General features: G+C 59.1%; 24 protein-coding genes. 16 read left to right on the top strand and 8 right to left on the bottom strand.

Annotated features, from left to right (window positions below):
• From HGHM_RS10510 to efp, 6 genes are all read left to right on the top strand, one after another.
• On the top strand, positions 1-846 hold the full coding sequence (locus HGHM_RS10510) for a formate dehydrogenase accessory sulfurtransferase FdhD (RefSeq protein ID WP_026075912.1): 846 nt from the start codon (positions 1-3) through the stop codon (positions 844-846).
• 23 nt (positions 847-869) lie between these two features.
• On the top strand, positions 870-1,577 hold the full coding sequence (locus tag HGHM_RS10505) for an ABC transporter permease (protein WP_019141486.1): 708 nt from the start codon (positions 870-872) through the stop codon (positions 1,575-1,577).
• Positions 1,574-2,260, top strand: coding sequence for an energy-coupling factor ABC transporter ATP-binding protein (locus HGHM_RS10500; protein WP_019141485.1), 687 nt, complete (start codon positions 1,574-1,576; stop codon positions 2,258-2,260). The genes HGHM_RS10505 and HGHM_RS10500 overlap by 4 nt, the downstream gene beginning before the upstream one ends.
• 11 nt (positions 2,261-2,271) lie before the next feature.
• Positions 2,272-3,111 (top strand): substrate-binding domain-containing protein, encoded by an 840-nt coding sequence (locus tag HGHM_RS10495; protein WP_051155332.1) that lies wholly within the window; start codon positions 2,272-2,274, stop codon positions 3,109-3,111.
• 42 nt (positions 3,112-3,153) lie between these two features.
• Positions 3,154-4,350, top strand: a complete 1,197-nt coding sequence (earP, locus tag HGHM_RS10490; RefSeq protein ID WP_019141483.1) for an elongation factor P maturation arginine rhamnosyltransferase EarP — start codon at positions 3,154-3,156, stop codon at positions 4,348-4,350.
• 107 nt (positions 4,351-4,457) lie between these two features.
• Positions 4,458-5,015: an elongation factor P gene (gene efp, locus HGHM_RS10485; RefSeq protein ID WP_019141482.1), complete on the top strand. Its 558-nt coding sequence runs from the start codon at positions 4,458-4,460 to the stop codon at positions 5,013-5,015.
• A gap of 99 nt (positions 5,016-5,114) precedes the next feature.
• Here the strand turns inward: efp and HGHM_RS10480 are convergent, their stop codons facing one another.
• Positions 5,115-6,149 carry an NADP-dependent oxidoreductase gene (locus HGHM_RS10480; RefSeq protein ID WP_019141481.1) on the bottom strand — a complete coding sequence of 345 codons (1,035 nt, stop codon included), beginning with the start codon at positions 6,147-6,149 and terminating at the stop codon, positions 5,115-5,117.
• Between the two features lie 406 nt (positions 6,150-6,555).
• Here HGHM_RS10480 and HGHM_RS10475 point away from each other — a divergent pair, with 406 nt between their 5' ends.
• Positions 6,556-7,095: a bactofilin family protein gene (locus HGHM_RS10475; protein ID WP_019141480.1), complete on the top strand. Its 540-nt coding sequence runs from the start codon at positions 6,556-6,558 to the stop codon at positions 7,093-7,095.
• Positions 7,096-7,299: 204 nt separating this feature from the next.
• Positions 7,300-8,169: a formyltetrahydrofolate deformylase gene (gene purU, locus HGHM_RS10470; RefSeq protein ID WP_026075910.1), complete on the top strand. Its 870-nt coding sequence runs from the start codon at positions 7,300-7,302 to the stop codon at positions 8,167-8,169.
• Positions 8,170-8,264: 95 nt separating this feature from the next.
• On the opposite strand, the gene HGHM_RS10465 is transcribed toward purU, so the two are convergent.
• The 3 genes from HGHM_RS10465 to yjgA form a co-directional block, all read right to left on the bottom strand.
• Entirely contained in the window at positions 8,265-8,933 is a 669-nt protein-coding gene (locus HGHM_RS10465; RefSeq protein ID WP_019141478.1) for an alpha/beta hydrolase, read from the bottom strand.
• A gap of 111 nt (positions 8,934-9,044) precedes the next feature.
• A complete protein-coding gene (gene mog / locus HGHM_RS10460; RefSeq protein WP_019141477.1) occupies positions 9,045-9,662 on the bottom strand; it encodes a molybdopterin adenylyltransferase in 618 nt (205 codons plus the stop codon).
• Positions 9,640-10,227, bottom strand: a complete 588-nt coding sequence (yjgA, locus tag HGHM_RS10455; RefSeq protein WP_026075908.1) for a ribosome biogenesis factor YjgA — start codon at positions 10,225-10,227, stop codon at positions 9,640-9,642. The genes mog and yjgA overlap by 23 nt, the downstream gene beginning before the upstream one ends.
• A gap of 83 nt (positions 10,228-10,310) precedes the next feature.
• Between yjgA and pmbA the strand changes: the two genes are divergently transcribed.
• Entirely contained in the window at positions 10,311-11,675 is a 1,365-nt protein-coding gene (gene pmbA / locus HGHM_RS10450) for a metalloprotease PmbA (RefSeq protein ID WP_019141475.1), read from the top strand.
• Between the two features lie 58 nt (positions 11,676-11,733).
• Here pmbA and HGHM_RS10445 read toward each other — a convergent pair whose 3' ends face one another.
• Positions 11,734-13,080: a dicarboxylate/amino acid:cation symporter gene (locus tag HGHM_RS10445; RefSeq protein WP_019141474.1), complete on the bottom strand. Its 1,347-nt coding sequence runs from the start codon at positions 13,078-13,080 to the stop codon at positions 11,734-11,736.
• A 320-nt stretch (positions 13,081-13,400) separates the two neighbouring features.
• Here HGHM_RS10445 and HGHM_RS10440 point away from each other — a divergent pair, with 320 nt between their 5' ends.
• Positions 13,401-14,480: a TRAP transporter substrate-binding protein gene (locus HGHM_RS10440; RefSeq protein ID WP_019141473.1), complete on the top strand. Its 1,080-nt coding sequence runs from the start codon at positions 13,401-13,403 to the stop codon at positions 14,478-14,480.
• A gap of 93 nt (positions 14,481-14,573) precedes the next feature.
• Positions 14,574-15,653 carry a TRAP transporter substrate-binding protein gene (locus HGHM_RS10435; RefSeq protein ID WP_019141472.1) on the top strand — a complete coding sequence of 360 codons (1,080 nt, stop codon included), beginning with the start codon at positions 14,574-14,576 and terminating at the stop codon, positions 15,651-15,653.
• Between the two features lie 142 nt (positions 15,654-15,795).
• Here HGHM_RS10435 and HGHM_RS10430 read toward each other — a convergent pair whose 3' ends face one another.
• The 3 genes from HGHM_RS10430 to argH all read right to left on the bottom strand — a co-directional run bounded on the left by HGHM_RS10430 (position 15,796) and on the right by argH (position 19,870).
• On the bottom strand, positions 15,796-17,493 hold the full coding sequence (locus tag HGHM_RS10430; RefSeq protein WP_019141471.1) for a TRAP transporter large permease: 1,698 nt from the start codon (positions 17,491-17,493) through the stop codon (positions 15,796-15,798).
• 18 nt (positions 17,494-17,511) lie between these two features.
• The gene (locus HGHM_RS10425) at positions 17,512-18,096 is read right to left on the bottom strand and encodes a TRAP transporter small permease subunit (RefSeq protein WP_019141470.1); all 585 of its coding nucleotides are present in this window, start codon (positions 18,094-18,096) and stop codon (positions 17,512-17,514) included.
• 379 nt (positions 18,097-18,475) lie between these two features.
• Positions 18,476-19,870, bottom strand: a complete 1,395-nt coding sequence (argH, locus tag HGHM_RS10420; RefSeq protein WP_019141469.1) for an argininosuccinate lyase — start codon at positions 19,868-19,870, stop codon at positions 18,476-18,478.
• 109 nt (positions 19,871-19,979) lie between these two features.
• Between argH and HGHM_RS10415 the strand changes: the two genes are divergently transcribed.
• From HGHM_RS10415 to HGHM_RS10395, 5 genes are all read left to right on the top strand, one after another.
• Positions 19,980-21,011 carry a sensor histidine kinase gene (locus HGHM_RS10415; RefSeq protein WP_019141468.1) on the top strand — a complete coding sequence of 344 codons (1,032 nt, stop codon included), beginning with the start codon at positions 19,980-19,982 and terminating at the stop codon, positions 21,009-21,011.
• Entirely contained in the window at positions 21,008-21,796 is a 789-nt protein-coding gene (locus tag HGHM_RS10410; RefSeq protein ID WP_019141467.1) for a LytR/AlgR family response regulator transcription factor, read from the top strand. Before HGHM_RS10415 ends, HGHM_RS10410 begins: the two co-directional genes overlap by 4 nt.
• 82 nt (positions 21,797-21,878) lie before the next feature.
• Positions 21,879-22,823 (top strand): hydroxymethylbilane synthase, encoded by a 945-nt coding sequence (hemC, locus tag HGHM_RS10405; protein WP_026075907.1) that lies wholly within the window; start codon positions 21,879-21,881, stop codon positions 22,821-22,823.
• A gap of 66 nt (positions 22,824-22,889) precedes the next feature.
• A complete protein-coding gene (locus HGHM_RS10400; protein ID WP_019141465.1) occupies positions 22,890-23,672 on the top strand; it encodes a uroporphyrinogen-III synthase in 783 nt (260 codons plus the stop codon).
• The gene (locus HGHM_RS10395; RefSeq protein WP_019141464.1) at positions 23,669-24,832 is read left to right on the top strand and encodes a uroporphyrinogen-III C-methyltransferase; all 1,164 of its coding nucleotides are present in this window, start codon (positions 23,669-23,671) and stop codon (positions 24,830-24,832) included. The genes HGHM_RS10400 and HGHM_RS10395 overlap by 4 nt, the downstream gene beginning before the upstream one ends.
• Positions 24,833-24,840: the final 8 nt, after the last annotated feature.

Raw genomic sequence — 24,840 nt, 5'->3', positions numbered from 1 at the left:
ATGCCGCGTCGTCCGTTCCTGTCCAATGCTGCAATCGATCTTACCCATCCGGTTGAAGCCATGGACGAACGCGGCCGGGTGTCGACCATCGCGATCCCCGCCGAGCGTCCGCTGACGATTTATCTCGACAAGCGCGAGCTGGTGACGCTCATGACGCTTGGAGGTGCGCCGGAAGCGCTCACGCTCGGCTACCTGCGTAATCAGCGCCTGATCAGGTCGATCGAGGAGATTGCTACGGTGCAGGTGGATTGGAGCGTGGAAGCGGTGGCAGTCACCACGCGCAACGGCATCAGCAATATCGAAGACCGCACATCCAAGCGGATCGTGACCACAGGGTGCGGCCAGGGTACGGTGTTCGGCGGCCTCATGGATGAGGTCGATGCGATCAGCCTGCCGCCGGATGCGCGCCTGAGGCAATCCACGCTTTACCGGATTGTCGACACCATACGCACGCAGCAATCCATCTACAAGCAGGCAGGCTCGGTACATGGCTGCGCGCTGTTCAATGCCGACGGCGAGATGCTGTACTTCGTCGAAGATGTCGGCCGTCACAATGCAGTGGATGCGATTGCGGGAAAGATGTGGCTGGAGGATATTTCCGGCGCTGACAAGGTCTTTTACACGACGGGACGGCTGACGTCGGAAATGGTGATCAAGGGTGCCCAGATGGGCATCCCGTTCTTGCTGTCGCGTTCCGGCACGACGCAAATGGGGCATGCAGTTGCGCAAAAAGTCGGCATGTCTCTTCTTGCGCGCTGCACCGGCAAGCATTTTTTATTGTTGACCGGAAAAGAGCGGCTGGTCATGGAGCCGGACGTGCTGGATCCGGCCTTCAAGCTCGCCTGAACTCGACGTTTGGTAGATTGCCCATGCAACTCTTCGAAGCCACTGGCGATGCATTCGTCCTGCTTTTCTCCGGCGATGCTGCGCTATGGCAAATTATCTGGGTATCGCTGAAGACTTCCCTTGTCGCCCTGATCATCGCCGCACCGATTGCCGTGCTCACAGGCTATGTGCTCGCTACCGCTTCCTTTCCGGGCCGCCGCATCCTAATCTGGCTGGTGCAGGCAGCGCTCGCATTGCCTACCGTACTGATCGGCCTGCTGTTGTACGGATTATTGTCGCGGCAGGGGCCGATGGGCGGGCTGCACTGGTTGTTTTCGCAATCGGGCATCGTCGTCGGGCAGGTCTTGATCGCCTTGCCGGTGCTGGTTGCTTTCGTGCTTGCTGCAGTGCAGGCTGCCGATCCGCGTCTGGCGGAAACAGCATTCACCCATGGCGCTTCGCGCTGGCGCGTGATGACGACGGTGCTGCATGAAGTGCGCTTCGGTGTAATGGCAGCCGTGATCAACGGCTTCGGCCGCGTGCTGTCCGAAGTCGGGTGTGCCCTGATGGTAGGAGGCAATATAGCGGGAGAAACCCGGACCATGACCACGGCCATCGCCTTGGAAACCAGCAAGGGAGAATTTGCCCAGGGCCTTGCGCTCGGCATAGTGCTGATGACGATCGCGCTGGTGATCAATGCCGCCCTGCTACTGCTGCAGGGCGATACCCGCATCTCCAGGCTGGCGTCATGACTTCCCTGCTGACGCTCCATCGCCTGCGCAAGCGCTTCGGCGAGCGGATTCTTTTCGACATCGAGGCGCTGGCTATCGAAGCTGCCACGGCCTACGTCCTGACCGGCAGGAACGGTGCCGGCAAGAGCACTCTGTTGCGCATCCTTGCCGGTCTTGAGCGCGCCGAGGTGGAACAGGCGCATTTTCTCGGCCAGCCGGTTAGCTGGCATCCCTATGCCGCTGCCATGCGCGACGCGGTGGTGTATGTGCACCAGCATCCCGTGATGTTTTCAACCAGTGTGGCTGCCAATATCGGCTATGGCCTGAAGGCGCGCGGCTTGCCGAAAAGGGCGATTGCAACGCGCGTCGAGCAGGCAATGCAATGGGCGGATGTCGTTCATCTGCGAGACAGCAAGCCCGACAGCCTGTCCGGCGGAGAAAAGCAGCGTGTCGCGCTGGCGCGCGCAAAGGTATTGGCACCAAGACTCTTGCTGCTGGACGAGCCGACGGCGAACCTCGATGGCGCGGCGCGGGAGAAGGTGATCGAACTGATTCCGGGGCTGGTCGGCGAAGGAAGCAGCATCATCATCGCCTGCCACGACCGCGACCTGATCGGCTTGCATGGCATGCAGCGCCTGAAGCTGCGAGACGGCCACCTTGAATATCGTACCGCACGGCCGATTTTGAAAAATGCGAAACTTTGAAGGAGATTGCGATGAGATTGAAACGACGCCTTTCCCTGTTCTGGTTGTCGGCCCTTGCCTGCATTTCCCTCGTCACGCCTCTGGCGCAAGCACAATCGGTCATCAAGATGTCGACCACGACCAGTACCGAGAATTCCGGCCTGCTCAATTACCTGTTGCCGAAATTCGAAGCGAAGACGGGCAGCCGGGTGCAGGTGATTGCCGTGGGTACCGGCAAGGCGCTGGAGCTGGCAAAAAATGGCGACGTGGATGTCACCCTGGTTCATGCGCGGCCTTCGGAAGACAAGTTTGTCGCCGAGGGACATGGCGTCAATCGCCGCGACGTGATGTATAACGACTTCATCATCGTCGGCCCGTCTGATGACCCGGCCGGCATCAAGGGCAGCAAGGATGTGCTGGCCGCCATGAAGAAGATTGTCGACAGCAAGGCGAAATTCATTTCGCGCGGAGACAATTCCGGTACCGACCAGATGGAAAAGAATTACTGGAAGCAGGTCGGCACCCAACCACAGGGCAGCTCCTACGTCTCGGCCGGCATGGGCATGGGCGAGGTGCTGACCATGGCCTCGGAATTGAAGGCATATACCCTGACCGACCGCGCCACCTTCAATGCCTATCGGGCGAAGACGGGGCTGGCGGTGGAAGTGGAAGGAGATCCGCGCATGTTCAATCCCTACGGGATCATTGCTGTCAATCCAGCCAAGTACAAGGACATCAATTACAAGGGAGCGATGCAGCTGATCGACTGGATCACCTCGGACGAGGGGCAAAGGCAGATCGCGCAGTTCAGGGTGGAAGGCCAGCAGGTATTCTTCCCCTCGGCGAAGAAAGACAACGCTCAGGGCAAGTAGAAAATCAGGGCAGGCATTTGCCTGCCGGTGTGAATGTCAAAAATGTACTCCAACAAAATCCAGGCAACCACCCTGGCCATATTCTGCAAAGTTGTCGACAACTATGGCGACATCGGCATCTGCTGGCGTCTGGCACGGCAGCTGCAGCATGAACATGGCATCGGCGTCACCTTGTGGGTGGATGATCTGCGGAGCTTTCAACGGATTTGTCCGGATGTGGTGACCGACGCGGAAGTGCAGGAGCTTGCTGGTGTGACCGTGCTCCACTGGCGCAATCAGGACGGTGTGTTTTCGACGGACGATGTTGCCGATATCGTCATTGAATTCTTCGGCTGCGATATCCCGCCCGGCTACATTGCCGCAATGGCAGAGTGCAATCCGCGTCCGGTATGGCTCAACCTCGAAGGCTTGAGTGCCGAGGAGTGGGTTGAGGGGTGCCACGCCTTGCCTTCGCCGCATCCGCGCCTGCCGATAACGAAATACTTTTTCTTTCCCGGATTTACGAATAAAACCGGCGGCCTGCTGCATGAATCCTCGCTGGAAAAGCAGCGTCGGCAATTTCAATCGGATCAGACTGCCATCAAGGCCTTTCTTGCGCAAGTCGGCCTGAGTCCGGAGGAAATGGCATCGTTGAAGGCATCCCTGTTTTGTTATCCGCACGCGCCAGTCCCGGCGCTGTTCGATGTCTGGCAAAGAGGCGACAAGGCAATAACCTGCCTCGCCCCGGAAGGGGTTGCAACAGAGGCTATTCAGGCATTTCTCGGAACAGAAGCAAGGCCGGGTGCGGCACGTACCTGCAATGCGCTCACCGTACGCGTGCTGCCTTTTGTCGCTCAACCGGATTACGACAAGTTACTATGGGCGTGCGACCTCAATTTCGTGCGCGGGGAGGATTCCTTTGTGCGTGCCCAGTGGGCGGGGCAGCCATTCATCTGGCATATCTATCCTCAGGACGAGAACCTGCATCACAAGAAACTGCGCGCGTTTTTGCAGCGCTATTCTCCCGACATTGAAAGTCTGAGGAACTTCTCCCTGCGCTGGAACGATGCACGCGTCGGAAGTGGAGAAGAGAGGGGCGACTGGCCTGCGCTGTGGTCGCGCTTTGCGGCCGATATGCCGGCTATTGCGCGCAGAGCGGCCGAATGGCAGCAGCAAATCCTGGCGAATGGCGATCTGGCGTCCAACTTGCTGAAGTTTGCTGGCTCGATTCGGTCATTCACTACGGAAAACAAGGTATAATGCGCGGTTAATCTTTGAGATTCTCTCTATCTGACGTGAGCGGGAAGTGCTGTTGGCCATGAGCGAGAGATGATTTTTACGCAACCCATTTTTTACGTTCAATCTCTATGAAATTTGCAAAAGAAATTCGTGTTGGCAATATCATCATGGTCGACGGCAAGCCTTTCATCGTGCTCCGTTCCGACGTTAACGGTTCAAGCCGCACGGGCTTCACCTACAAGTGGAAGATGAAAAATCTTCTGACGAATGCGCCGCTGGAAAACGTATTCCGTGGCGACGACAAGTTCGACATCGTCGTGCTCGACAAAAAGCCGGTGACCTTCTCGTATTTTGCCGATCCGCTGTATGTCTTTATGGATGAAGAATACAACCAGTATGAGGTCGAAGCCGAGAACTTGGGCGACGCGATCAATTACCTGGAAGACGGCATGACTTGCGAAGTCGTGTTCTACGATGGCAAGCCGATCTCTGTCGAGCTGCCGACCACGGTCGTACGCGAAGTGACCTACACCGAGCCGGCCGTCAAGGGCGATACTTCCGGCAAGGTATTGAAGCCGGCCAAGATCTCGACCGGTTTCGAAATCCCGGTTCCCCTATTCGTCGACATCGGGGACAAGATCGAAATCGATACCCGCACCGGCGAATACAAGAGCCGCAGCAAGTAATCGGTTCTGTCTAAAGGCTTGTAGAAAAAGGCGCTGCAATCTGCAGCGCCTTTTTTGTTGCCTGCCCCGCTTGCCGATCCAGCGGGGCAATGCATGTCTTCAGTCGTCCTGCGCCACCTGCAGTACCAGCTTGCCGAAGTTTTTGCCCTCGAACAGCATCAGCAGCGCTTCCGGGAATTTCTCCAGCCCGGTGACGACATCTTCGCGCGACTTGAAACTGCCTTCCTTCATCCATTTCGCCATTTCGGCAACGCCGAGATGATAGCGGTTCGCATAATCGAATACGACCATGCCTTCCATGCGTGCCCGGTTAACGAGCAGGGACAGGTAGTTGGCCGGGCCCTTGACCGGTGTAGTGTTGTTGTACTGCGAGATTGCGCCGCAAATCACGATCCGCGCCTTCATATTGATGCGTGTGAGGACCTCATCGAGGATGTCGCCGCCGACATTGTCGAAATAGACATCCACGCCGTTGGGACAATGCTGCTTCAGGCCTTCCTTGACTGACCCGCTCTTGTAGTCGATGCAGGCATCGAAGCCGAGTTCCTTGACGACGAAATCGCACTTCTCCTTGCCGCCGGCAATGCCGACCGCCCGGCAGCCCTTGTGCTTGGCGATCTGGCCTACTGCCTGACCTACCGCCCCGGCTGCCCCGGACACCACCACTGTGTCACCCGCTTTCGGCTGCCCGACTTCGAGCAGGCCGAAGTAGGCCGTCATCCCGGGCATGCCGAGCGTGTTCAGGTAAGTCGGCAGGGGCGCAACTTTCGGATCGACCTTGTGCAGGCTTGCGCCTTTGTCATCTGCCGGGCCAGCCCAGTATTCCTGAACACCTAGGCTGCCGGATACATGATCGCCGACGGCGAATTTCGGCGACTTTGAAGCGATCACCTTGCCTATGCCACCGGCGCGCATCACTTCGCCGATGCCAACCGGGCGAATATAGGATTTGCCTTCATTCATCCAGCCGCGCATCGCGGGATCGAGCGACAGATAAAGCAGCTTGACGAGGATTTCCCCGTCGCCGATGTCCCTGACCGGTTCGGTAGTGAAATTCCAGTCGCTGGGCTTGGGCAGGCCGACCGGGCGGGCGGCGAGGAGAAATTGCCGGTTCGTGAGAGACGTCGTGTTCATGCTTGCTCCATTCAGGGGTGATGTCGGGGTGCGCTCGATTGCGACAGCCTGGACAAACGAGAAATCCGGATTGCAGCCATCGTTGGCCAGCTTGGCACGCGCATGTTCGGGCAGGCCCGAAGCGGATGCTTCAGATGCCTTTCTTGAAACAGGTGCTCACTATACCGGAATTGGAACGGTCGTTCTTTTTTTATTAAATTATTAAAAAGTGTAACAGCGACGGAACTTTCCATCAGGCAAGCAGACCAATGCTGGAGCCGTAAATTGCCGCGGTTCAAGGGATGGGGATCGCGTGTCCTGAAATGCGGGTGTGGCATACGATGCAGACGCCCGCGAACAGGAGAAAGCTGAAAGCGTTCCTATTCATTGAAAAACTTCTCGTCACGTATTTACTTCAGGAGATCACATGCTTCGATCCGATTCGCTTTTTGGCAAGCGCGACGCCAATACGCCAAATTCTTCTCTTAACAATAATGCCGGCGGCTTCGCTTCGAGCGGCGCATCGGGCATTTCGAAGCCGGCTTCGCCTCTGGGCAGCCCGGTAAATGCGCCCAGCACCGACACTCCTGTAGCGACTGCCAACGAAGGCGGCAGCAAGCTGATCGTCGGGCCGAACATCAAGCTCAAGGGCGTTGAAATCACCGACTGCGACACCCTGGTCGTCGAAGGCCGCGTCGAAGCGACCATCGATTCCCGCGTGATCCAGATCGCCCAGAACGGCGCATTCAAGGGTTCCGCTGAAATCGACATCGCCGAAATCCGTGGTGATTTCGAAGGCGACCTGACCGTACGCCAGAAGCTGGTGATTCATTCCACCGGCAAGGTTACCGGCAAAGTGCGCTATGGCAAGGTAGTTATTGAAGAAGGTGGCCAGTTGTCCGGCGATATCCAGGTTGGCACGGCAGCTGCCGCAACCAAAGGCCTGACCGTCGCGAAAGTCGGTTAATCCGCCCCTGCCATTCCTATAGGTTCGCCGGCGGATGCAAGCCGGCGAGGCCATCTCGGAAGGCGACGGCTGCCCATCGGGAAGCCATGCAAAACCCGGAAGCGTCCTTGGGCGTTTCCGGGTTTTTGTTTGCGAAGCGCAAGCGTGCGAAAATAGCGGCCTTTGGCTTGCTGCCCTGCCAAGCCCTGTCACCGAATAACCTACATCATGTATCCCGAATTTATCCTCACACTGTCCTGCCCCGACCAGCGTGGCATCGTTCATCGCGTATCCGGCTTCCTGGCCGAACATGGCTGCAACATTATCGACTCGGCACAGTTTGGCGACGCCCAGTCGCAATTGTTTTTCATGCGGGTGCATTTTGCCGCGGAAGATTCTTCAGTAAGCGATGCGGCCTTGCGCAAGGATTTTGCCGAGGTGGCCGGCGCGATGCGGATGAACTGGCAATTGCATGATGCGCACAAGAAGCCGCGCGTCATGTTGATGGTATCGAAGATCGGCCACTGCCTGAACGACTTGCTGTTCCGTTACCGAAGCGGACTGCTGCCGGTGGAGATTCCGGCCATCGTGTCGAATCACATGGATTTCTACCAGCTGGCGGCAAGCTACAACATTCCTTTCCATCATCTGCCGCTGGCAGCCGGGGCGTCACCGGAAGCCAAGCAGGCGCAGGAAGAGCGGGTGCTCGAAATCGTCAAGACGAACAATATCGACCTTGTGGTGCTGGCGCGATACATGCAGATTCTGTCACCGGCGATGTGCAAGGCATTGGCCGGCCGCGCCATCAATATCCATCACTCCTTCCTGCCCAGCTTCAAGGGCGCGAAGCCCTACTATCAGGCGCATGAGCGCGGCGTCAAGCTGATCGGCGCCACGGCGCACTTCGTCACCAGCGACCTGGATGAAGGGCCGATCATCGAGCAGGATGTGGAGCGGGTCGACCATTCAATGGACCCGGACACTCTGACCGCGATCGGACGCGATGTCGAATGCGTGGTACTGGCCCGTGCCGTCAAATGGTTCGTCGAGCACCGGATTCTCTTGAACGGCCATCGGACGGTGGTGTTCAAGTAAGGAAGTTTGCGGCCGTTCTGCCCGGCGGGCAGAAGGCGCTTTGACGTATCGGAGTGTCCTGCAACGGCCGCGTGCCGGCCGTTGCAGGACGTCCCTCAAGCCAGGATCTGCTTCAGCCAGCGGCTGATGTCATCCAGCTCTTCCATGCATACCGAGTGCGGCATCATGTATTCATGCCACTCGACCCGGTAGCCAAGCTTCTTCAGCATGTCGCGGGACTTTTCCGCGCGGTCGATCGGAATCACCGGATCACTGCGGCCGTGCGCGAGGAAAATCGGCGTGTCATGGTTGGCCGCATGGCGTTCCGCTTCGACCGTCGTATGGATAGGCAGGTAGCCGGACAGGCAGAGCAGGCCGGCGAGTTTTTCCGGATGGCGCAGGCCAGTCTGCAGCGTCATTGCGCAACCCTGCGAAAAGCCCGCGAGGATGATTCGATTCGAAGCAATGCCACGCGCCTTTTCCCGGGCAATCAACTGCTCCACCAGGGTCTGCGATTTGCGCAGGCCGGCTTCATCCTCGCGCCGGGCGAGGTCGGTTCCGAGAATGTCGTACCAGGCGCGCATGACGTAGCCATTGTTGACAGTCACCGGCATCGTCGGTGCATGCGGGAAGACGAAACGGATCGGCGGGCAGCCGCTCAGGTCGAGCTCATGCACGATCGGCACGAAATCATTGCCGTCGGCACCGAGGCCATGCAGCCAGATCACGGAGACGGTGGGATTCGGCGCGGTTTCTATCTGGATGGAGTCAAGCAGGTCTGTCATGTTCTGTATGGAGCGGATCTTGCGGTAATCAAAAGAGGCAGTGTGGAAAATGGTCCCGCTTACATGCCAGGCCGCCCGGCTCAGTGCGGTCGGCCAGATGTTCAGGCTGGATCAGCGCTGCCGGATCGCCGACTTCGGCCGGAATGCCTTGCAGATGCTTTCATGGGTTTCGATATACGGTCCGCCGATCAGGTCGATGCAGTAGGGCACGGCGGCGAAGATGCCGGGTACGATCTGCTTGCCGTCCGCGTCTTTCAAGCCTTCCAGCGTTTCCTTGATCGACTTCGGCTGTCCCGGCAGGTTCATGATGAGCGCCGCATGGTCCGGCGTTTCGCGAATAACCGCCACTTGCCGCGACAGGATGGCAGTCGGTACGAATCTAAGGCTGATCTGCCGCATCTGTTCGCCGAAGCCCGGCATTTCCTTGGTGGCGACCGCAAGTGTGGCTTCCGGTGTTACATCGCGCCGGGCCGGGCCGGTGCCGCCAGTCGTGAGCACCAGGTCGCAGCCGAGGTCGTCGACCAGTTCGATCAAAGTCTTTTCAATCAGGGAACGCTCATCCGGAATCAGCCGGGTTTCCATTTGCCACGGGCTGGCGAGTGCGGCGGAAAACCAATCGCGCAGAGCGGGGATGCCCTGGTCCTCATAGGTGCCGCTGGAGGCGCGGTCGGAAATCGACACCAGGCCAATCAGCACTTCATCGGGATCATTCTTCGTTTTCTTGGTCATCTTGCTCGTTCGTCTGCTTCGCGGAAGAGGATTGCAATTCCTTCAGGATCTGGAAGATTTCGCGATAAGCCTTGGGCGGCTTGTTCTCGGCTTGTTCCTTGCGCGCGTTGCGTATCAGGGTTCGCAATTGCTGGACATCGAGTTCCGGATGCTGGGCCATCAGGTCGGTCAGGGCCTTGTCATCCGCCAGCAGCTTGTCGCGACGCCGTTCAAGCGCATGCAATGCCGCCGTATCCGCCCTGGATTGGCCTTTCCAGCCGTCCAGCACTTTCTGGATGGCCGCGACTTCCTCGGGTTCCAGCGTACGCATCTTCCTGCCGACATACTGCAACTGGCGGCGTCGGCCTTCATGGTCCTTGATGCGCTGGCATTCGAGAATGACTTCGCGCACATCTTCCGGCATGGGCACGCGCATGACGCGATCCTTGGGCTGATTGACCAGTTCTTCGCCCAGCTCTTGCAGGGCGGTCATTTCGCGTTTCAACTGGGATTTGGAAGGGCGGTCGTATTCCTGTTCAAACTCGTTGGAGCGGAAACCGACCGAGCCTCGATTGGAGTTCGGCATGGTAAAAGCAATGTGGCGCAAGGCCGTTCTGTAAACGACTGCTATGATAACTGTTTTAAATCCACTGCGAAAAAAACAAGACCATGAGCGACTCCGTTTTCACCTATACCCAGGACCAGTTGAGGCAGCTTGCAAGAGATGTCCTTCGTTTCGCACAGGAAAAAGGCGCGTCGGATGCCGCAGTCGAAATCAGTGAAGGCAATGGCCTTGCGGTTACCGTGCGCAAGGGCAAGATCGAAACCATCGAACAGAACAAGGACAAGGGTATCGGAGTTACGGTCTATCTCGGCAAGTCAGGCCACATCCGCCGCGGCAATGCCAGCACCTCGGATTTTTCGGAGAAGTCCTTGCGGGATACGGTGGAAGCGGCATATAACATCGCGCGCTTCACTGCGGAAGACGACTGTGCGGGATTGCCCGATCCGGACACTCTGGAAATGCAGCCGCGCGACCTGCAGCTCTGCTATCCTTGGCGGATTTCGACCGAAGAAGCGGTCGACGTTGCGCAGCGTGCCGAGGCGGCCGCCTTCGCAGTCGACAAGCGCATCACCAACAGCGAAGGCGCGAGCGTCTATGCCCAGCAGTCGCAATTCGTGTCGGCCAACAGCTGCGGCTTCATCGGCGGCTACCCCTATTCCCGTCATACCGTGTCGGTGGCGCCCATTGCTGGCAAGGGCGGCAACATGCAGCGCGACGACTGGTATTCCTCGGCGCGCGACCCGGCAAAGCTGGCGCAGCCGGAAGCGATCGGGCGCTATGCAGCCGAGCGCGCGCTGGCTCGTCTGAATGCGCGCAAGCTCGGGACGCGCAAGTGTCCTGTGCTGTTCGAGGCGCCCCTGGCAGCAGGTTTGCTCGGCTCGTTCGTCCAGGCCGTATCCGGAGGGGCCCTTTACCGCAAGTCGACTTTCCTGCTCGATTCCCTCGGCAAGGACGTGTTCGCGCCGCATATCCAGATCATCGAAGACCCGCATATCATCGGTGCCGTTGGCTCTTCACCCTTCGACGAGGAAGGCGTCAAGACCAGCCGGCGCGAAGTGGTGAAGGATGGCGTGGTGCAGGGCTATTTCCTGTCCACCTATTCGGCGCGCAAGCTGGGCATGAAAACGACCGGCAATGCCGGCGGCTCGCATAACCTCTTCCTGGTCTCGTCCTTGACTGCGCCCACGGACGACTTCGAGGCCATGATGAAAAAGCTGGGGACCGGCCTGCTGGTCACCGAGCTGATGGGGCAGGGCGTCAATTACGTGACCGGCGACTATTCGCGCGGCGCTTCCGGCTTCTGGGTCGAAAACGGCGTGATCCAGTATCCGGTGGAAGAGATCACCATTGCCGGCACCCTGAAGGACATGTTCCGCCAGATGGTTGCGGTCGGTACCGATACCCTGGTTCGTGGTACCAAGGAAACCGGGTCCATCCTGATCGAAAGCATGACGATCGCCGGCAATTGACAAGGCCGTAAGCACTCAGCCGGCGCCTGAAGTCGGCGGGCAGTACCGGGCTGTGATTTCATGCTTCCTGGCGCGCAGCCGGTTTGACTTCGGGCATGTGGGCTTCGTTGTGATCCAGCACTTCTTCCGGCTCGTCGGCTTCGTCGGGCGTTTCATTGTTCAGGTGCGCGTGCAACCGCTCCATGTCGACATCGCCCGTCCATTTGCCGACCACGATCGTCGCCACGCCGTTGCCGATCAGGTTGGTCAGCGCCCGCGCTTCAGACATGAAGCGGTCGATGCCGAGGATGAGCGCAAGGCCGGCAACCGGCACGCCGCCGACCGCGGACAGGGTGGCCGCCAGCACGATGAACCCGCTCCCGGTGATGCCGGCGGCGCCCTTCGATGTCAGCATCAGCACGGCGAGCAGGGTCAGCTCCTGGGTCAGGGTCATGGGCGTATTGGTCGCCTGGGCAATGAAGACCGCAGCCATGGTGAGGTAAATCGAGGTGCCGTCCAGGTTGAAGGAATACCCGGTGGGAATGACCAGGCCGACGACCGATTTCCTGACGCCCAGATTCTCCATTTTGGCCAGCATGCGCGGCAGGGCCGCTTCGGATGAGGAAGTGCCGAGCACGATGAACAATTCCTCCTTGATGTATTTGACGAACTTCCAGATGCTGAAGCCGTGCAGGAAGGCGATGATGCCGAGCACGCCGAAGATGAAGATCAGGCAGGTCAGGTAAAAGGTGCCCATCAGCTTGCCCAGGGATACCAGGCTGCCTACCCCGTATTTGCCGATGGTGAATGCCATGGCGCCGAATGCGCCGAGCGGTGCGAGTTTCATGATGATGCCGACGATGCCGAACAGCACATGCGACAGCTTTTCGATGAAGTCGAACATCAACGTGCCGCGGCCCCCAAATCGATGCAGGGCAAAGCCGAACAGGATCGAGAACAGCAGGACCTGGAGGATGTCCCCCTTGGCAAAGGCATCCACCACGCTGCTCGGGATGATGTTGAGCAGGAATTCAGTGGTCGACTGCATTTTCCCCGGGCCGGTATAGGCCGCGATGCTCTTCGTGTCGAGCGATTTCGGATCGACATTCATGCCGCCGCCGGGCTGTACCAGGTTGACTATGATCAGGCCGACGATCAGCGAGATCGTGCTCACCACTTCGAAATAGAGCAGGGCCAGGCCCCCGGTCTTGCCGACCTTCTTCATGTCTTCCATGCCGGCAATCCCAATCACGACCGTGCAAAAAATGACGGGCGCAATAATCATCTTGATCAGCTTGATGAAGCCGTCGCCCAGCGGTTTCATTTCCGCACCGAGCGCCGGATAGAAATGCCCGAGCAGAACCCCGATGATGATGGCCGTCAGCACCTGAAAGTACAGAGATTTGTAAAGCGGTTTCCCTTTCATGGCGTGTCTCCTTTCATTTGGCCTTCTGTTCCCCTTGCGGGGTTTCGCATCCTGAAAAAGCAAGCAGGACTGATGCCAAGACGCGGGAATTTCCACAGGGTGTGAGGTGTGTTCCGCCTGGTCGCCGGCCATGCAGGAATGAGAAGTAGGAAGCCCCGCCGGCGCATGCTACGGACTTGTTCCTACAAGGCTGCGCAGAAGAGCGGTTGCGCTCATCATTTCGATGAACGGCTGAAAAATTAGATATCAAGAAAGAGTAGAAATTGGGGTAACATACAGGCCCGCAGTACCGATTTTCCGTAACAAAACAAGGAGACAAAGTGGAACGTCGTTCATTTCTCAAGAAGGCGGCTGTTGGTGCATCGGTTGGCGCGATCGCTGCGCCGGCACTGGCCCAAACCCTGCCCACCATCAACTGGCGTCTGGCATCCAGCTTTCCCAAATCCCTGGACACGATTTACGGCGCAGCGGAAGTGTTTTCCAAGCGCGTCGCGCAACTGACTGGCGGCAAGTTCAACATCCGTGTCTTTGCCGGCGGTGAAATCGTCCCTGCGCTGCAGGTATTGGATGCTGTCCAGGCCGGCACCGTCGAGATCGGGCATAGCGCGTCCTACTATTATTTCGGCAAGGATCCGACTTTCGCATTTGACGGCGCAGTGCCGTTCGGGCTCACCTCGCGCCAGCAGACCGCCTGGTTCGAGCAGGGCGGCGGCAAGGCGCTGACCCGCGAGTTTTACAAGGATTACGGCATCATCAATTTCTTGGGCGGTAATACCGGCACCCAGATGGCCGGCTGGTTCCGCAAGGAGATCAAGACTGCCAAGGATCTGCAGGGCCTGAAAATGCGCGTGAGCGCATTCGGTGGCCGCGTGCTCCAGCGCCTTGGCGTGGTGCCGCAGCAGATTGCCGGCGGCGATATCTATCCTGCGCTTGAGAAAGGTACGATCGACGCGGCGGAATGGATCGGACCTTATGACGATGAAAAGCTGGGCTTCAATAAGGTCGCACCGTTCTACTACACCCCGGGATGGTGGGAGCCGAGCCTGCAGGTGTCCTTCTATGTTGGCATCAAGGAGTGGGAAAAACTGCCGAAGGAATACCAGTACGCGATTGAGGCTGCATCCTACGAGGCGCATGTGACCATGCAGGCTGAATACGATGCCAAGAATCCGGCAGCTCTGGCGCGCCTGATCAAGAACGGCGCGAAGCTACGTTTCCTCTCCAGGGAAATCATGGAGGCCTGCTACAAGTCGGCGACCGAAGTGATGGAAGAGGAAGCATCCAAGAATGCCAAGTTCAAGAAGATCTACGAGCCCTGGAAGCGCTTCCGCCAAGACCAGAACCAGTGGTTCTCGGTGGCAGAAGCGCCAATGCAGAACTTCATGATCAACGGCAAGTAAAGCATTCTTGCTCGATCAACCCGCAGTGCGCAGGCTCCGCGGGTTTTTTTATCTGGCACATATTGAATGTTGTTTAATCCTGCAGGAGAAAAAATGGAACGTCGTTCCTTTCTGAAAAAGGCAGCTGCCGGCGCAGCTGCAGGCGCGGTTGCCGCACCGGCGCTGGCACAAACCCAGCCCACCATCAACTGGCGCCTCGCCTCGAGCTTCCCGAAATCGCTCGACACGCTCTATGGCACCGCAGAAGTGTTCAGCAGGCGCGTGTCGCAGCTGACCGGCGGCAAATTCAATATCCGCGTATTTGCCGGCGGTGAAATCGTTCCGGCGCTCCAGGTAGTGGACGCGGTTCAGGCAGGGACGGTGGAAATGGGCCATACCGCGCCTTACTACTATTTCGGCAAAGATCCGACCTTCGCATTCGACTGCGCCGTCCCCTTCGGCATGAGCTCGCGCCAGCAGACCGCGTGGTTCGAGCAGGGCGGCGGCAAGGCGCTGCTGCGCGAGTTCTACAAGGACTACGGCATCGTCAATTTCCTCGGCGGGAATACCGGCGCACAGATGGGCGGCTGGTTCCGCAAGGAGATCAAGACGCTGAACGATATCAAGGGCTTGAAGATGCGCATCAGCGCCTTCGCCGGCAAGGTCATGGCACCTCTCGGCCTCGTGCCTCAGCAACTGGCGGGCGCGGATATCTACCCGGCGCTGGAAAAAGGCACGCTGGATGCGGTCGAGTGGACTACGCCTTATGACGATGAGAAGCTCGGCTTTTACAAGGTTGCGCCGTACTACTACGCGCCGGGCTGGTGGGAATCCGGTGCGCAGTTGTCCTTCTATGTTGGCATCAAGGAATGGGAAAAACTGCCGAAGGAATACCAGTACGCGGTCGAAGCCGCAGCCTATGATGCCCACGTCACCATGCAGGCCGAATACGACTCTAAGAATCCGGCAGCCCTGGCGCGCCTGATCAAGAACGGTGCGAAACTGCGCTTCTTCTCTCGGGAGATCATGGAAGCCTGCTACAAGGCGGCTGTCACCACCATGGAAGAAGAAGCCTCCAAGAATGCGAAGTTCAAGAAGATCTACGAACCGTACAAGCGTTTCCAGCGGGACCAGAACCAGTGGTTCTCGGTAGCCGAAGCGCCGATGCAGAACTTCATGATCAATCGCAAGTAAGCCGACAGACTCTTGCGTCAACCCGCAGCGCGGAAGCCCTGCGGGTTTTTTATTGTGCCTGGCAGAGCCAATGGACGAATTCCCTGAAAACAAAAAACCCCGCAAGAATCACCTTGCGGGGGCTTGATTCGCTGGAACAGGATTACTTCTTGTCTGCGTCCGTGGAAAAGTTCAGCTGTGGTGCGCCATCTTCCGGCGCGCCCTCATTTTTCGTGTCCGGCTCGGTAGAGAAATTGGGCGCCGAATAGTTGTAGCCCGGGTTCATCGAAGGTGCATCGATCCGGAGTTCGAGCTGCTCTTTCATGTCAGTCTTCTTGCCGACCGAGACGATGCTGGGGAAGCTGATGATCAGCGCCACCATGATGACCTGGATCAGTACGAAGGGTACTGCGCCCCAGTAGATGTCCGACGTCTTCACTTCTTTCGGCGCCACCGAGCGCAGATAGAATAGCGCGAAGCCAAAGGGCGGGTGCATGAAGGAGGTTTGCATGTTCACGCCGAGCAGCACGCCGAACCAGATCAGGTCGATTCCGAGCTTCTCGGCGACGGGGCCGACGAGCGGTACCAGGATGAAGGCCAGTTCGAAGAAGTCGAGGAAGAAGGCCAGTCCGAAGAACAGGAGGTTGACCACGATCAGGAAGCCGGTGCTGCCGCCGGGCAGAGAGGTCAGCAGGTGCTCGACCCACAGGTCGCCGTTGACGCCGCGGAATACCAGGCTGAACACGCTCGACCCGATCAGGATGAAGACGACGAAACAGGACAGGCGAGTGGTTGAATCCATGGCCTGCTTCATCAATGACCATGAGAGGCGTCGATTCATCAGCGCGAGGATCAGGGCGCCCAATGCACCCATGCCGCCGCCTTCGGTCGGTGTGGCGATACCGACGAAAATCGTGCCCAGGACCAGGAAGATCAGCGCGAGCGGCGGGATCATGACGAACACCACTTTTTCCGCCATGCGCGAAAGCAGGCCCAGCTTCAACTGCCGGTTGATGACGGCAAGGATGAAGGCTCCGACAATGCCGACGCCGGCCGAATAAATGCCGACCTCGTCGCCGGGCGCATTGGGGTGGGTGGAGCCGTAGTAAGAGGCGAAGGCGTAGGAGCCTACGACGGCCAGTACTACGAGCACCAGCAGGGATAGCACGCCGCTCCTGCCATTCGGCTCGCGCAGGTTGCGCGCTTCCAGGGGCAGGGCCGGCACGGCATTGGGCTTGAAGATCGAGAGGGAGAGCACGTAGCCGGCATACATCGCCGTCAGCAGCAGGCCCGGCACGAATGCGGCCTTGTACATGTCGCCTACCGAGCGGCCGAGCTGGTCGGCCATCACGATCAGGACCAGCGACGGCGGGATGATCTGGGCCAGGGTGCCGGAGGCAGCAATGACGCCGGACGCCAGTCTCTTGTCATAGCCATAGCGCAGCATCACCGGCAGCGAGATCAGCCCCATCGAAATCACGGAAGCCGCGACCACGCCGGTGGTTGCGGCCAGCAGGGCGCCCACGAAAATCACCGCATAAGCCACGCCGCCCCGAACAGGGCCGAACAGCTGGCCGATGGTGTCGAGCAGGTCTTCGGCCATGCCGGAACGCTCCAGGATCAATCCCATGAAGGTAAAGAATGGAATCGCGAGCAGGGTATCGTTGGCCATGATGCCGAAGATCCGGTTCGGCAGGGCTTGCAGCAGTTCAGGCGTCAACAGCCCAAGTTCGATGCCTACCAAACCGAAGAACAGACCGTTGGCGGCCAGCGAAAAGGCCACCGGGAAACCGGACAGCAGGAATATCACCAGTGCGCCAAACATGATCGGCGCCATATTTGCAATCAGAAATTGCTCCATTGTTTCGTCTCCGGGCGCTCAGTTGATTTTGTTTGCGGCTTTGATCGCCTCGATTTCTTCTTCCGGCGTAGCGGCCTGCTTTTCAAACGCGCTTGCATCCACCTTGCCCTGGAGGTAGCCGATGCGCTTGATCAATTCAGAGACGCCTTGCAAGGTCAGCAGCAAAAAGCCGATCGGGATCAGGATTTTTGCAGGCCAGACGATCAGGCCGCCCGCATTGCTCGAGATTTCCTGACTCTGGATCGAGATCCAGGCATAGGGGATCGCGTAGTACAGGATGATCAGGGACATGGGCAGGAGGAAGAACAGGAAGCCAAGCAGGTCGATCCAGACCTGGGTGCGTTTCGACAGCCGGCCCGCGACCACGTCGATGCGCACATGTTCGTTCCGTTTCAGCGTGTAGGCCGAAGCCAGCAGGAAGATCGCGGAAAACAGGTACCACTGGACTTCCAGCCAGGCGTTGGAACTGGTGTTGAAAAGGTAGCGGACGAAGGCGTTGCCGCTGCAGATGAGGACCGAAATCAGAAGGGCCCAGCTGACGAGGCTTCCTATCTTTTCATTGATCGTGTCAATGAGCTTCGATATTGACAGTAAAAACGACATGGTTAGTCTCCAGTAACAAAAATCCTCTGATCCTTAAAGGAATGGGATCGCATTTAATTTTCAATAGGGAAACTTTTTGGCTGGGGAGTATATGCCATTTCAATTCGATAGCAAGTACTTTACTCCCGCGGGGCGCCTGTTTTTTGCGTGGCTGCACGAAAAAGGCTGTCTGATTTGATATTCGGCGGTTTTCCCCTCTGCTGTATACGTGAAAGTACGTAGGGTGGAGTGGCCTCTCCGTGGTAGTTGCCCGAAAGCGTAGGCGCGGGCCACGCAATTCAGACAACGCCGGCCGACGTGGCAACGCATAGCGTCAGGCGCGCAAGGCAAGGGGGCCGGAGCGACGAAGATCCGGCCCCCTTGCGTGATGGCGGAAGAGTCAGCTCAGCTGCGCGCGCGCATGCGCAATGGCAGCCCGGACTTGTGCGGGCGCCGTGCCGCCAATGTGATTGCGGGCGGCGACCGATCCTTCCAGAGTCAGTACCTGGAAGACATCGGCATCGATCAGTGATGAAAACTTGCGCAGCTCTTCCAGCGGCAGGTCGCTCAAATCGCAACCCCGGTCGACGCAGGTACGGACTGCCAGGGCAACCGCTTCATGCGCGTCGCGGAAAGGCAGGCCTTTCTTCACCAGGTAGTCGGCAAGGTCGGTTGCCGTTGCATAGCCCTGCAATGCAGCCGCGCGCATCGCTTCGGGCTTGACGGTGATGCCGCCTGCCATGTCGGCAAAAATGCGCAGCGTGTCGGTGACGGTGTCGACGGTGTCGAACAGCGGTTCCTTGTCTTCCTGGTTGTCCTTGTTGTAGGCCAGCGGCTGTCCCTTCATCAGCGTCAGCAGGCCGATCAGATGACCATTGACCCGCCCGGTTTTGCCGCGCGCGAGTTCCGGCACGTCGGGATTCTTCTTCTGCGGCATGATGGACGAGCCGGTGCAGAAGCGATCGGCGATGTCGATGAAGCCGACGCGCGGGCTCATCCAGATCACCAGTTCTTCCGACATCCGCGAGATATGCGTCATGACCAGGGCTGCAGCGGCGCAGAATTCGATGGCGAAATCGCGGTCCGATACCGCATCGAGTGAATTGCGGCAGACGTCTTCGAAGCCGAGCGTCTTGGCGACGCGCTCGCGGTCGATCGGAAAGGTGGTGCCGGCCAGCGCGGCTGCGCCGAGCGGCAGGCGGTTGACACGCCGGCGGCAATCGGCCATGCGCTCGGCGTCCCGGTTGAACATTTCCACATAGGCGAGCATGTGATGGCCGAAGGTGATCGGCTGTGCAACCTGCATGTGGGTGAAGCCGGGCAGGATGGTGTCGGCATGCTGTTCGGCCAGGTCCAGCAGGGCCAGGCGCAGGTCGCGCAGCAGGCCGAGGATATCGTCGATCGCGGAACGCATGTACAGCCGGATGTCGGTCGCGACCTGATCGTTGCGCGAGCGGCCGGTATGCAGACGCTTGCCGGCATCACCGACCAGCTCGGTCAGCCGCTTTTCGATGTTCAGGTGCACGTCTTCCAGGTCGAGCAGCCACTCGAACTTCCCGGCTGCGATTTCGGACTGGATTTGCGCCATGCCGCGCTGGATGTCCGCATAATCCTGCGCACTGATGATGCCCTGGTGCGCCAGCATTTCGGCGTGGGCAAGCGAGCCTTCGATATCGGCTGCCGCAAGGCGCTTGTCGAAGAGAACCGATGCCGTGTAGCGCTTTACCAAATCGGATACAGGTTCGGAGAAGCGCGCCGACCAGGCCTCGCTTTTTTTGGAGAGTTGTGCTGTCATAATTCGGGTTCCGCGTTGAATACGCGATTATAAAACACCAGCTTGTCCTGCGGGCTTCCCCCGATACGTTCATTCTATGCCGCCAACAGCAACGCCAGCCGCCGCACCCATGGAAGTCGTGATTCCCGACTGCTGCAATATCGGCGTGGTATTCCGGGCGCTGCTGGCGGTGAATGCCGCTGTCCTGACCGGCATCCTGTTGCAGACCAACAGCGTGGAGCAGGGGCTGACGGAATTCGTCGAAGCTTCCATGCTGGTGGAACTGGCATGCCTGTGGTCGCTGTTTGCCTTGTGCGGCGTGCGGCGCGTGCTGACGCATGCCGGGCTGATGCATGGCGTAACCCCGCCCATGCAGCGACTGCTGTGCGTGCTCGTGCCGGCGCTGGTGACCGGCGTCATCATGAGTTTTTTGACATCCTTCGACTGGTTCCTGAGCAGTTTCGAGCATTTCACCGCAGTGAAGGGCATTCTTACCGCAGCGCTGCTCGGCATCCTGTTTCAGCATTACTTCGAATTGCGCACGCGCGCGTTTTCCCCCGTTCTGGTTGAAGCACGGCTGCAGGCGCTGCAGGCGCGCATCCGGCCGCACTTTCTTTTCAACAGCTTGAATGCGGTCCTGTCGTTAATCCGGACCGAACCCAAACGCGCCGAAGCCGCGCTGGAAGACCTTGCGGACTTGTTCCGGGTCCTGATGAGCGATCCGCACAGCATGACGACCATGGCAAGGGAAATCGAGCTCTGTCACCAATACCTGTCAATTGAAAAGATCCGCCTCGGCGAGCGCCTGCAGCCACGATGGGAAATGGAAGGCATCAGTGACGAAGTGTTGCGCAAAGCGCAAATCCCGGTTTTGCTTTTGCAGCCTTTGCTGGAAAATGCCGTGCATTACGGCGTCGAGCCGGCAAGCGGTCCAGTCGAAGTGCAGGTGCATGTCAGCCGCTCGATCGACCGTATCGAAGTGGTCGTCGTCAATCCGTATCAGGGCAAGTCCGTGGCGGCATCCGGCAATCACATGGCCTTGAACAACATTCGCGAGCGCCTCGCTTTGCTTTACGACGTGGAGGCACAGCTGACCACGACGGTTGGGCGCGGAGTTTTTGAAGTGCGCCTGCGTTTTCCCTACATGAAGAGCCCCGGATGAAGCCAAGAATTTTTATCGTGGATGATGAAGCACCTGCGCGCAGCCGCCTGAAAACCCTGCTCGCAGACATTGCGCAGGAGTGCCCGCATGAACTTGCAGGCGAGACCGCCAATGCGCTCGGCGCATTGGGGCTGATCGCGAACGCGCAAGCCGACATCGTCCTGCTGGATGTGCAGATGCCGGGCATGAACGGCATCGAGCTCGCCTCCCATCTGACGCGCAATCCAGTCACCGCACCAGCGGTGATTTTCGTCACGGCCTATGATGAATTCGCGCTGAAAGCGTTCGAGGTGCATGCGCTGGATTATCTGCTCAAGCCGGTACGCGCCGCGCGCCTTGCCGATGCAATCCGGCGCGCGTCCGAATTGCGCGCGCAGACCATCTCGCAGAAGGATGCCGTGAGCGCCGTGGCCGCTTCCATGCAGGCAAGGCGCCAGCATTTCTCCGTGCAGGAGCGCGACCGGGTGCTGCTGGTGCCGGTTGCAGAGGTTCTGTATCTCAAGGCCGAGCTGAAATACGTGACCCTGCGTACCAGGGCGCAGGAGCACTTGATCGAAGAGTCGCTGACTTCGATAGAGGAAGAATTTGCTTCGACATTCGTGCGGGTGCATCGCAATGCCCTGGTTGCGCGCAGTGCGATCATCGGTGTCGAGCGCGGCGCGCAGGTCATTGACGCCGATGGCGACAAGGTGCAGGAATCCTGGCAGGTAATCCTGCGCGATGTGGATGAAAAGCTCCCCATTTCAAGACGGCAATGGCCGGTTGTGAAGGCGCTGGTGCGGTAAGAAGGCTTGCATGCGCATGATAAAATCTGCGCTTCCGATTGAAGTGGCGCAACCGCGCCCGCGCTTTTCGAAAGAACCCGTTTTGAACGCATTACCTCCCTCGAAAATCATCATCGCGTCTCGTGAAAGCCGCCTTGCGATGTGGCAAGCCGAGCATGTTCGCAGCAGGCTCTCCGCGTTGTATCCGCAGTGCTCCGTCGACATTCTCGGGATGACGACACGAGGCGACCAGATCCTCGATCGCACATTGTCCAAAGTCGGCGGCAAGGGCTTGTTTGTCAAGGAACTCGAAGTGGCCATGGCCGAAGGGCGCGCGGACCTGGCAGTGCACAGCCTGAAGGACGTGCCGATGGAATTGCCCGAGGGCTTCGCATTGGGAGCGGTGCTGGAGCGCGAAGATCCGCGCGATGCCTTCGTTTCCAACGACTACGCTTCGCTGGATGCCTTGCCCGACGGCGCCGTCGTCGGCACCAGCAGCCTGCGTCGCCAGGCGCTGATCTCCGCCCGTTATCCGCACCTTGTCATCCGGCCGTTGCGGGGCAATCTCGACACGCGCCTGGCGAAACTGGACCGGGGCGAATATGCCGCGATCATCCTGGCTGCCGCAGGCTTGAAGCGCCTGGGACTGGAGCAGCGCATCCGCGGCCTGCTGGACCCGGAGCAAAGCCTGCCTGCGCCTGGCCAGGGGGCGATGGCGATAGAAATTCCCGCCGGCCGCGAAGACTTGCGGCGCCTTCTCGTGCCGCTCAACCATCAGCCGACGGCGCTCGCAGTCAGCGCGGAGCGCACCGTATCCAGGACCTTCGGCGGAAGCTGCCAGATTCCACTCGCAGCTTTCGGCATGGTGGAAGGCGAAAAGATGCGACTGCGTGCCATGATCGCCACGCCTGATGGCCGGCGCATTGCCAGCGCCGAAGCGTCCGGCCCGGCCAACGCACCGGAAGTGCTGGGCCGGGAAATTGCAAAGAACCTGGAGCAGCAGGGCGCGCATGCAATCCTGGAGGCGTGCAAGGCCATGGATGCCTGATAGTCTGGGCCTTCAGCAAAAGACCAGCCGATCCAGCCCGCAACCCATGCGCAACTGCCTTGCCCAATGATGAAGAATGCTTCCCATCCTGTCGTGATCACACGACCGCTTGCACAGGCCGTGCCGCTCGCCCAGCGGGTGCGGGATGTCGGGCGCGTACCCGTGGTTTTCCCGCTGCTGGACATTCTTCCCTTGCCGGATTCCCGGCCGCTGCAGGAAGCGCTTGCGGATTTGCATGACTATGCAATGGTCGCATTTGTGAGCCCGAACGCGATCGATGCCGCATTCGCCTGGATCAAGGACTGGCCGCAGGACGCTGCGATTGCAGTGGTGGGCGAGGGCAGCAAGGCGGCGCTGGCCCGGCACGGCGTGACTGTGGAGCATGCCAGGATCATCAGCCCGGCTGATCCCCGGCGCAGTGATTCGCAGGGACTGTTGCAGGCCTTGGATGTGGAAGCCTTGCGTGGCAAGCGCGTCTTGATCATCCGCGGCGAATCCGGACGCGAATTGCTGGCCGACGCATTGCAGGACTCCGGCGTGGAAGTCCGGAAGGTGGCTGCCTACCGGCGGGCTGCGCCGGAACTCAATGAGGAAAAAACGGCACTGCTGAAGCAACTGATCGATGGGTCCTGCGACTGGATCATTACCAGTTCGGAAGCATTGCGGAACCTTATTCAGTTGTCCGGGCAGATCGGCCAGGATGACCTCATTCGGAAATTGCAAGAACAGCATCTCATCGTGCCCCACATCCGCATCGAAGAAACGGCGCGTATTCTCGGTTTTCAACATATCACCTTGACCGGTTCAGGCGACGAACAGCTGCTTGCCGCGTTACAATCCCACATATGAACGAAATGCCAATCGCTTCCCAATCACAGCAGGCCGCCGGTACAACAGATCCTCCTCTGCAGGAGGGCGCTTCACCCGGCAACTTCCAGATGAATGAAAAGGGGCGCCGCGCGGTATCCGCGGCCAAGTGGATTTATGTCGCGCTCGGCGTGCTGACGCTCTTGCTTGCCGGCCTGTGGTGGAACACGCACAAGGAAATCCGCGGCCTGCGGCAGGAACTGGCGCGGCGCCTGTCGGCCGGCGATGCCGTCAATACCGAAACGAAGATCCTGACCAAGTCGGTGCAGGAAGCCACCAAGGAGTTGCAGGCCAAGGTGAATGTCCTGGAGAGCAAGCAGGCCGAAGCGCAGAGCCAGCAGCTCGCGCTGGAGCAGCTGTATCAGGACTTGTCCAAGAACCGCGATGACTGGGCGCTGGCGGAAATCGAGCAGGTGCTGTCCACTGCCAGCCAGCAGTTGCAGCTCGCCGGGAATGTGCAAGGCGCACTGATCGCCCTGCAGAATGCCGACAGCCGCCTGTCCCATTCGGACAAGCCGCAGTTCATCGGGATTCGCCGGGCGATTGCCCGGGATATCGAAAGGCTGAAAGCGCTGCCGACAGTCGATCTGCCCGGCATGGCGCTGCGGCTCGACAGTGCGATCACTCTGATCGACCAGATGCCGCTGCTGTCCGATGAAAAGCCGGCCGTGGCACCAACGCCTCCGAAAAACTCGCGGCGCCAGCCGAAGCTTGACCCAGACCAGACAGTAGCCGCAGCGAAAGCCAGTGCGGCTGCGGACTGGGCCGCCAGGCTGGAAGACAAATGGAACAGCTGGGCCAGCGAAATGTGGGCCGAGATCAAGCAGCTGATTCAGGTTCGCAATGTCGACACGCCGGAAGCCTTGCTGCTGTCTCCTGCGCAGGCGTATTACGTCCGGGAGAATCTCAAGCTGCGTCTGTTGAGCGCACGCCTGGCTCTGTTGTCGCGCAATGAATCGGCCTTCCGCAATGACATCGTCGCGGCGCAGGATGCGATCGTCAAATATTTCGACCCGCATGCGAAACAGACACAGACCGTGCAATCCCTGCTGAAGCAAGTGCAGTCGGGCAACCTGTCGATCGAAATGCCGACCCTGGACGACAGCCTTACAGCGGTGCGCAATTACAAGGCGAAGCCATAAGGATTCCG

The organism is Noviherbaspirillum massiliense JC206 (assembly GCF_000312045.1).
Classification (GTDB): Bacteria; Pseudomonadota; Gammaproteobacteria; order Burkholderiales; family Burkholderiaceae_D; genus Noviherbaspirillum; species Noviherbaspirillum massiliense.
This window is presented reverse-complemented; position numbering and strand designations above follow the sequence as displayed.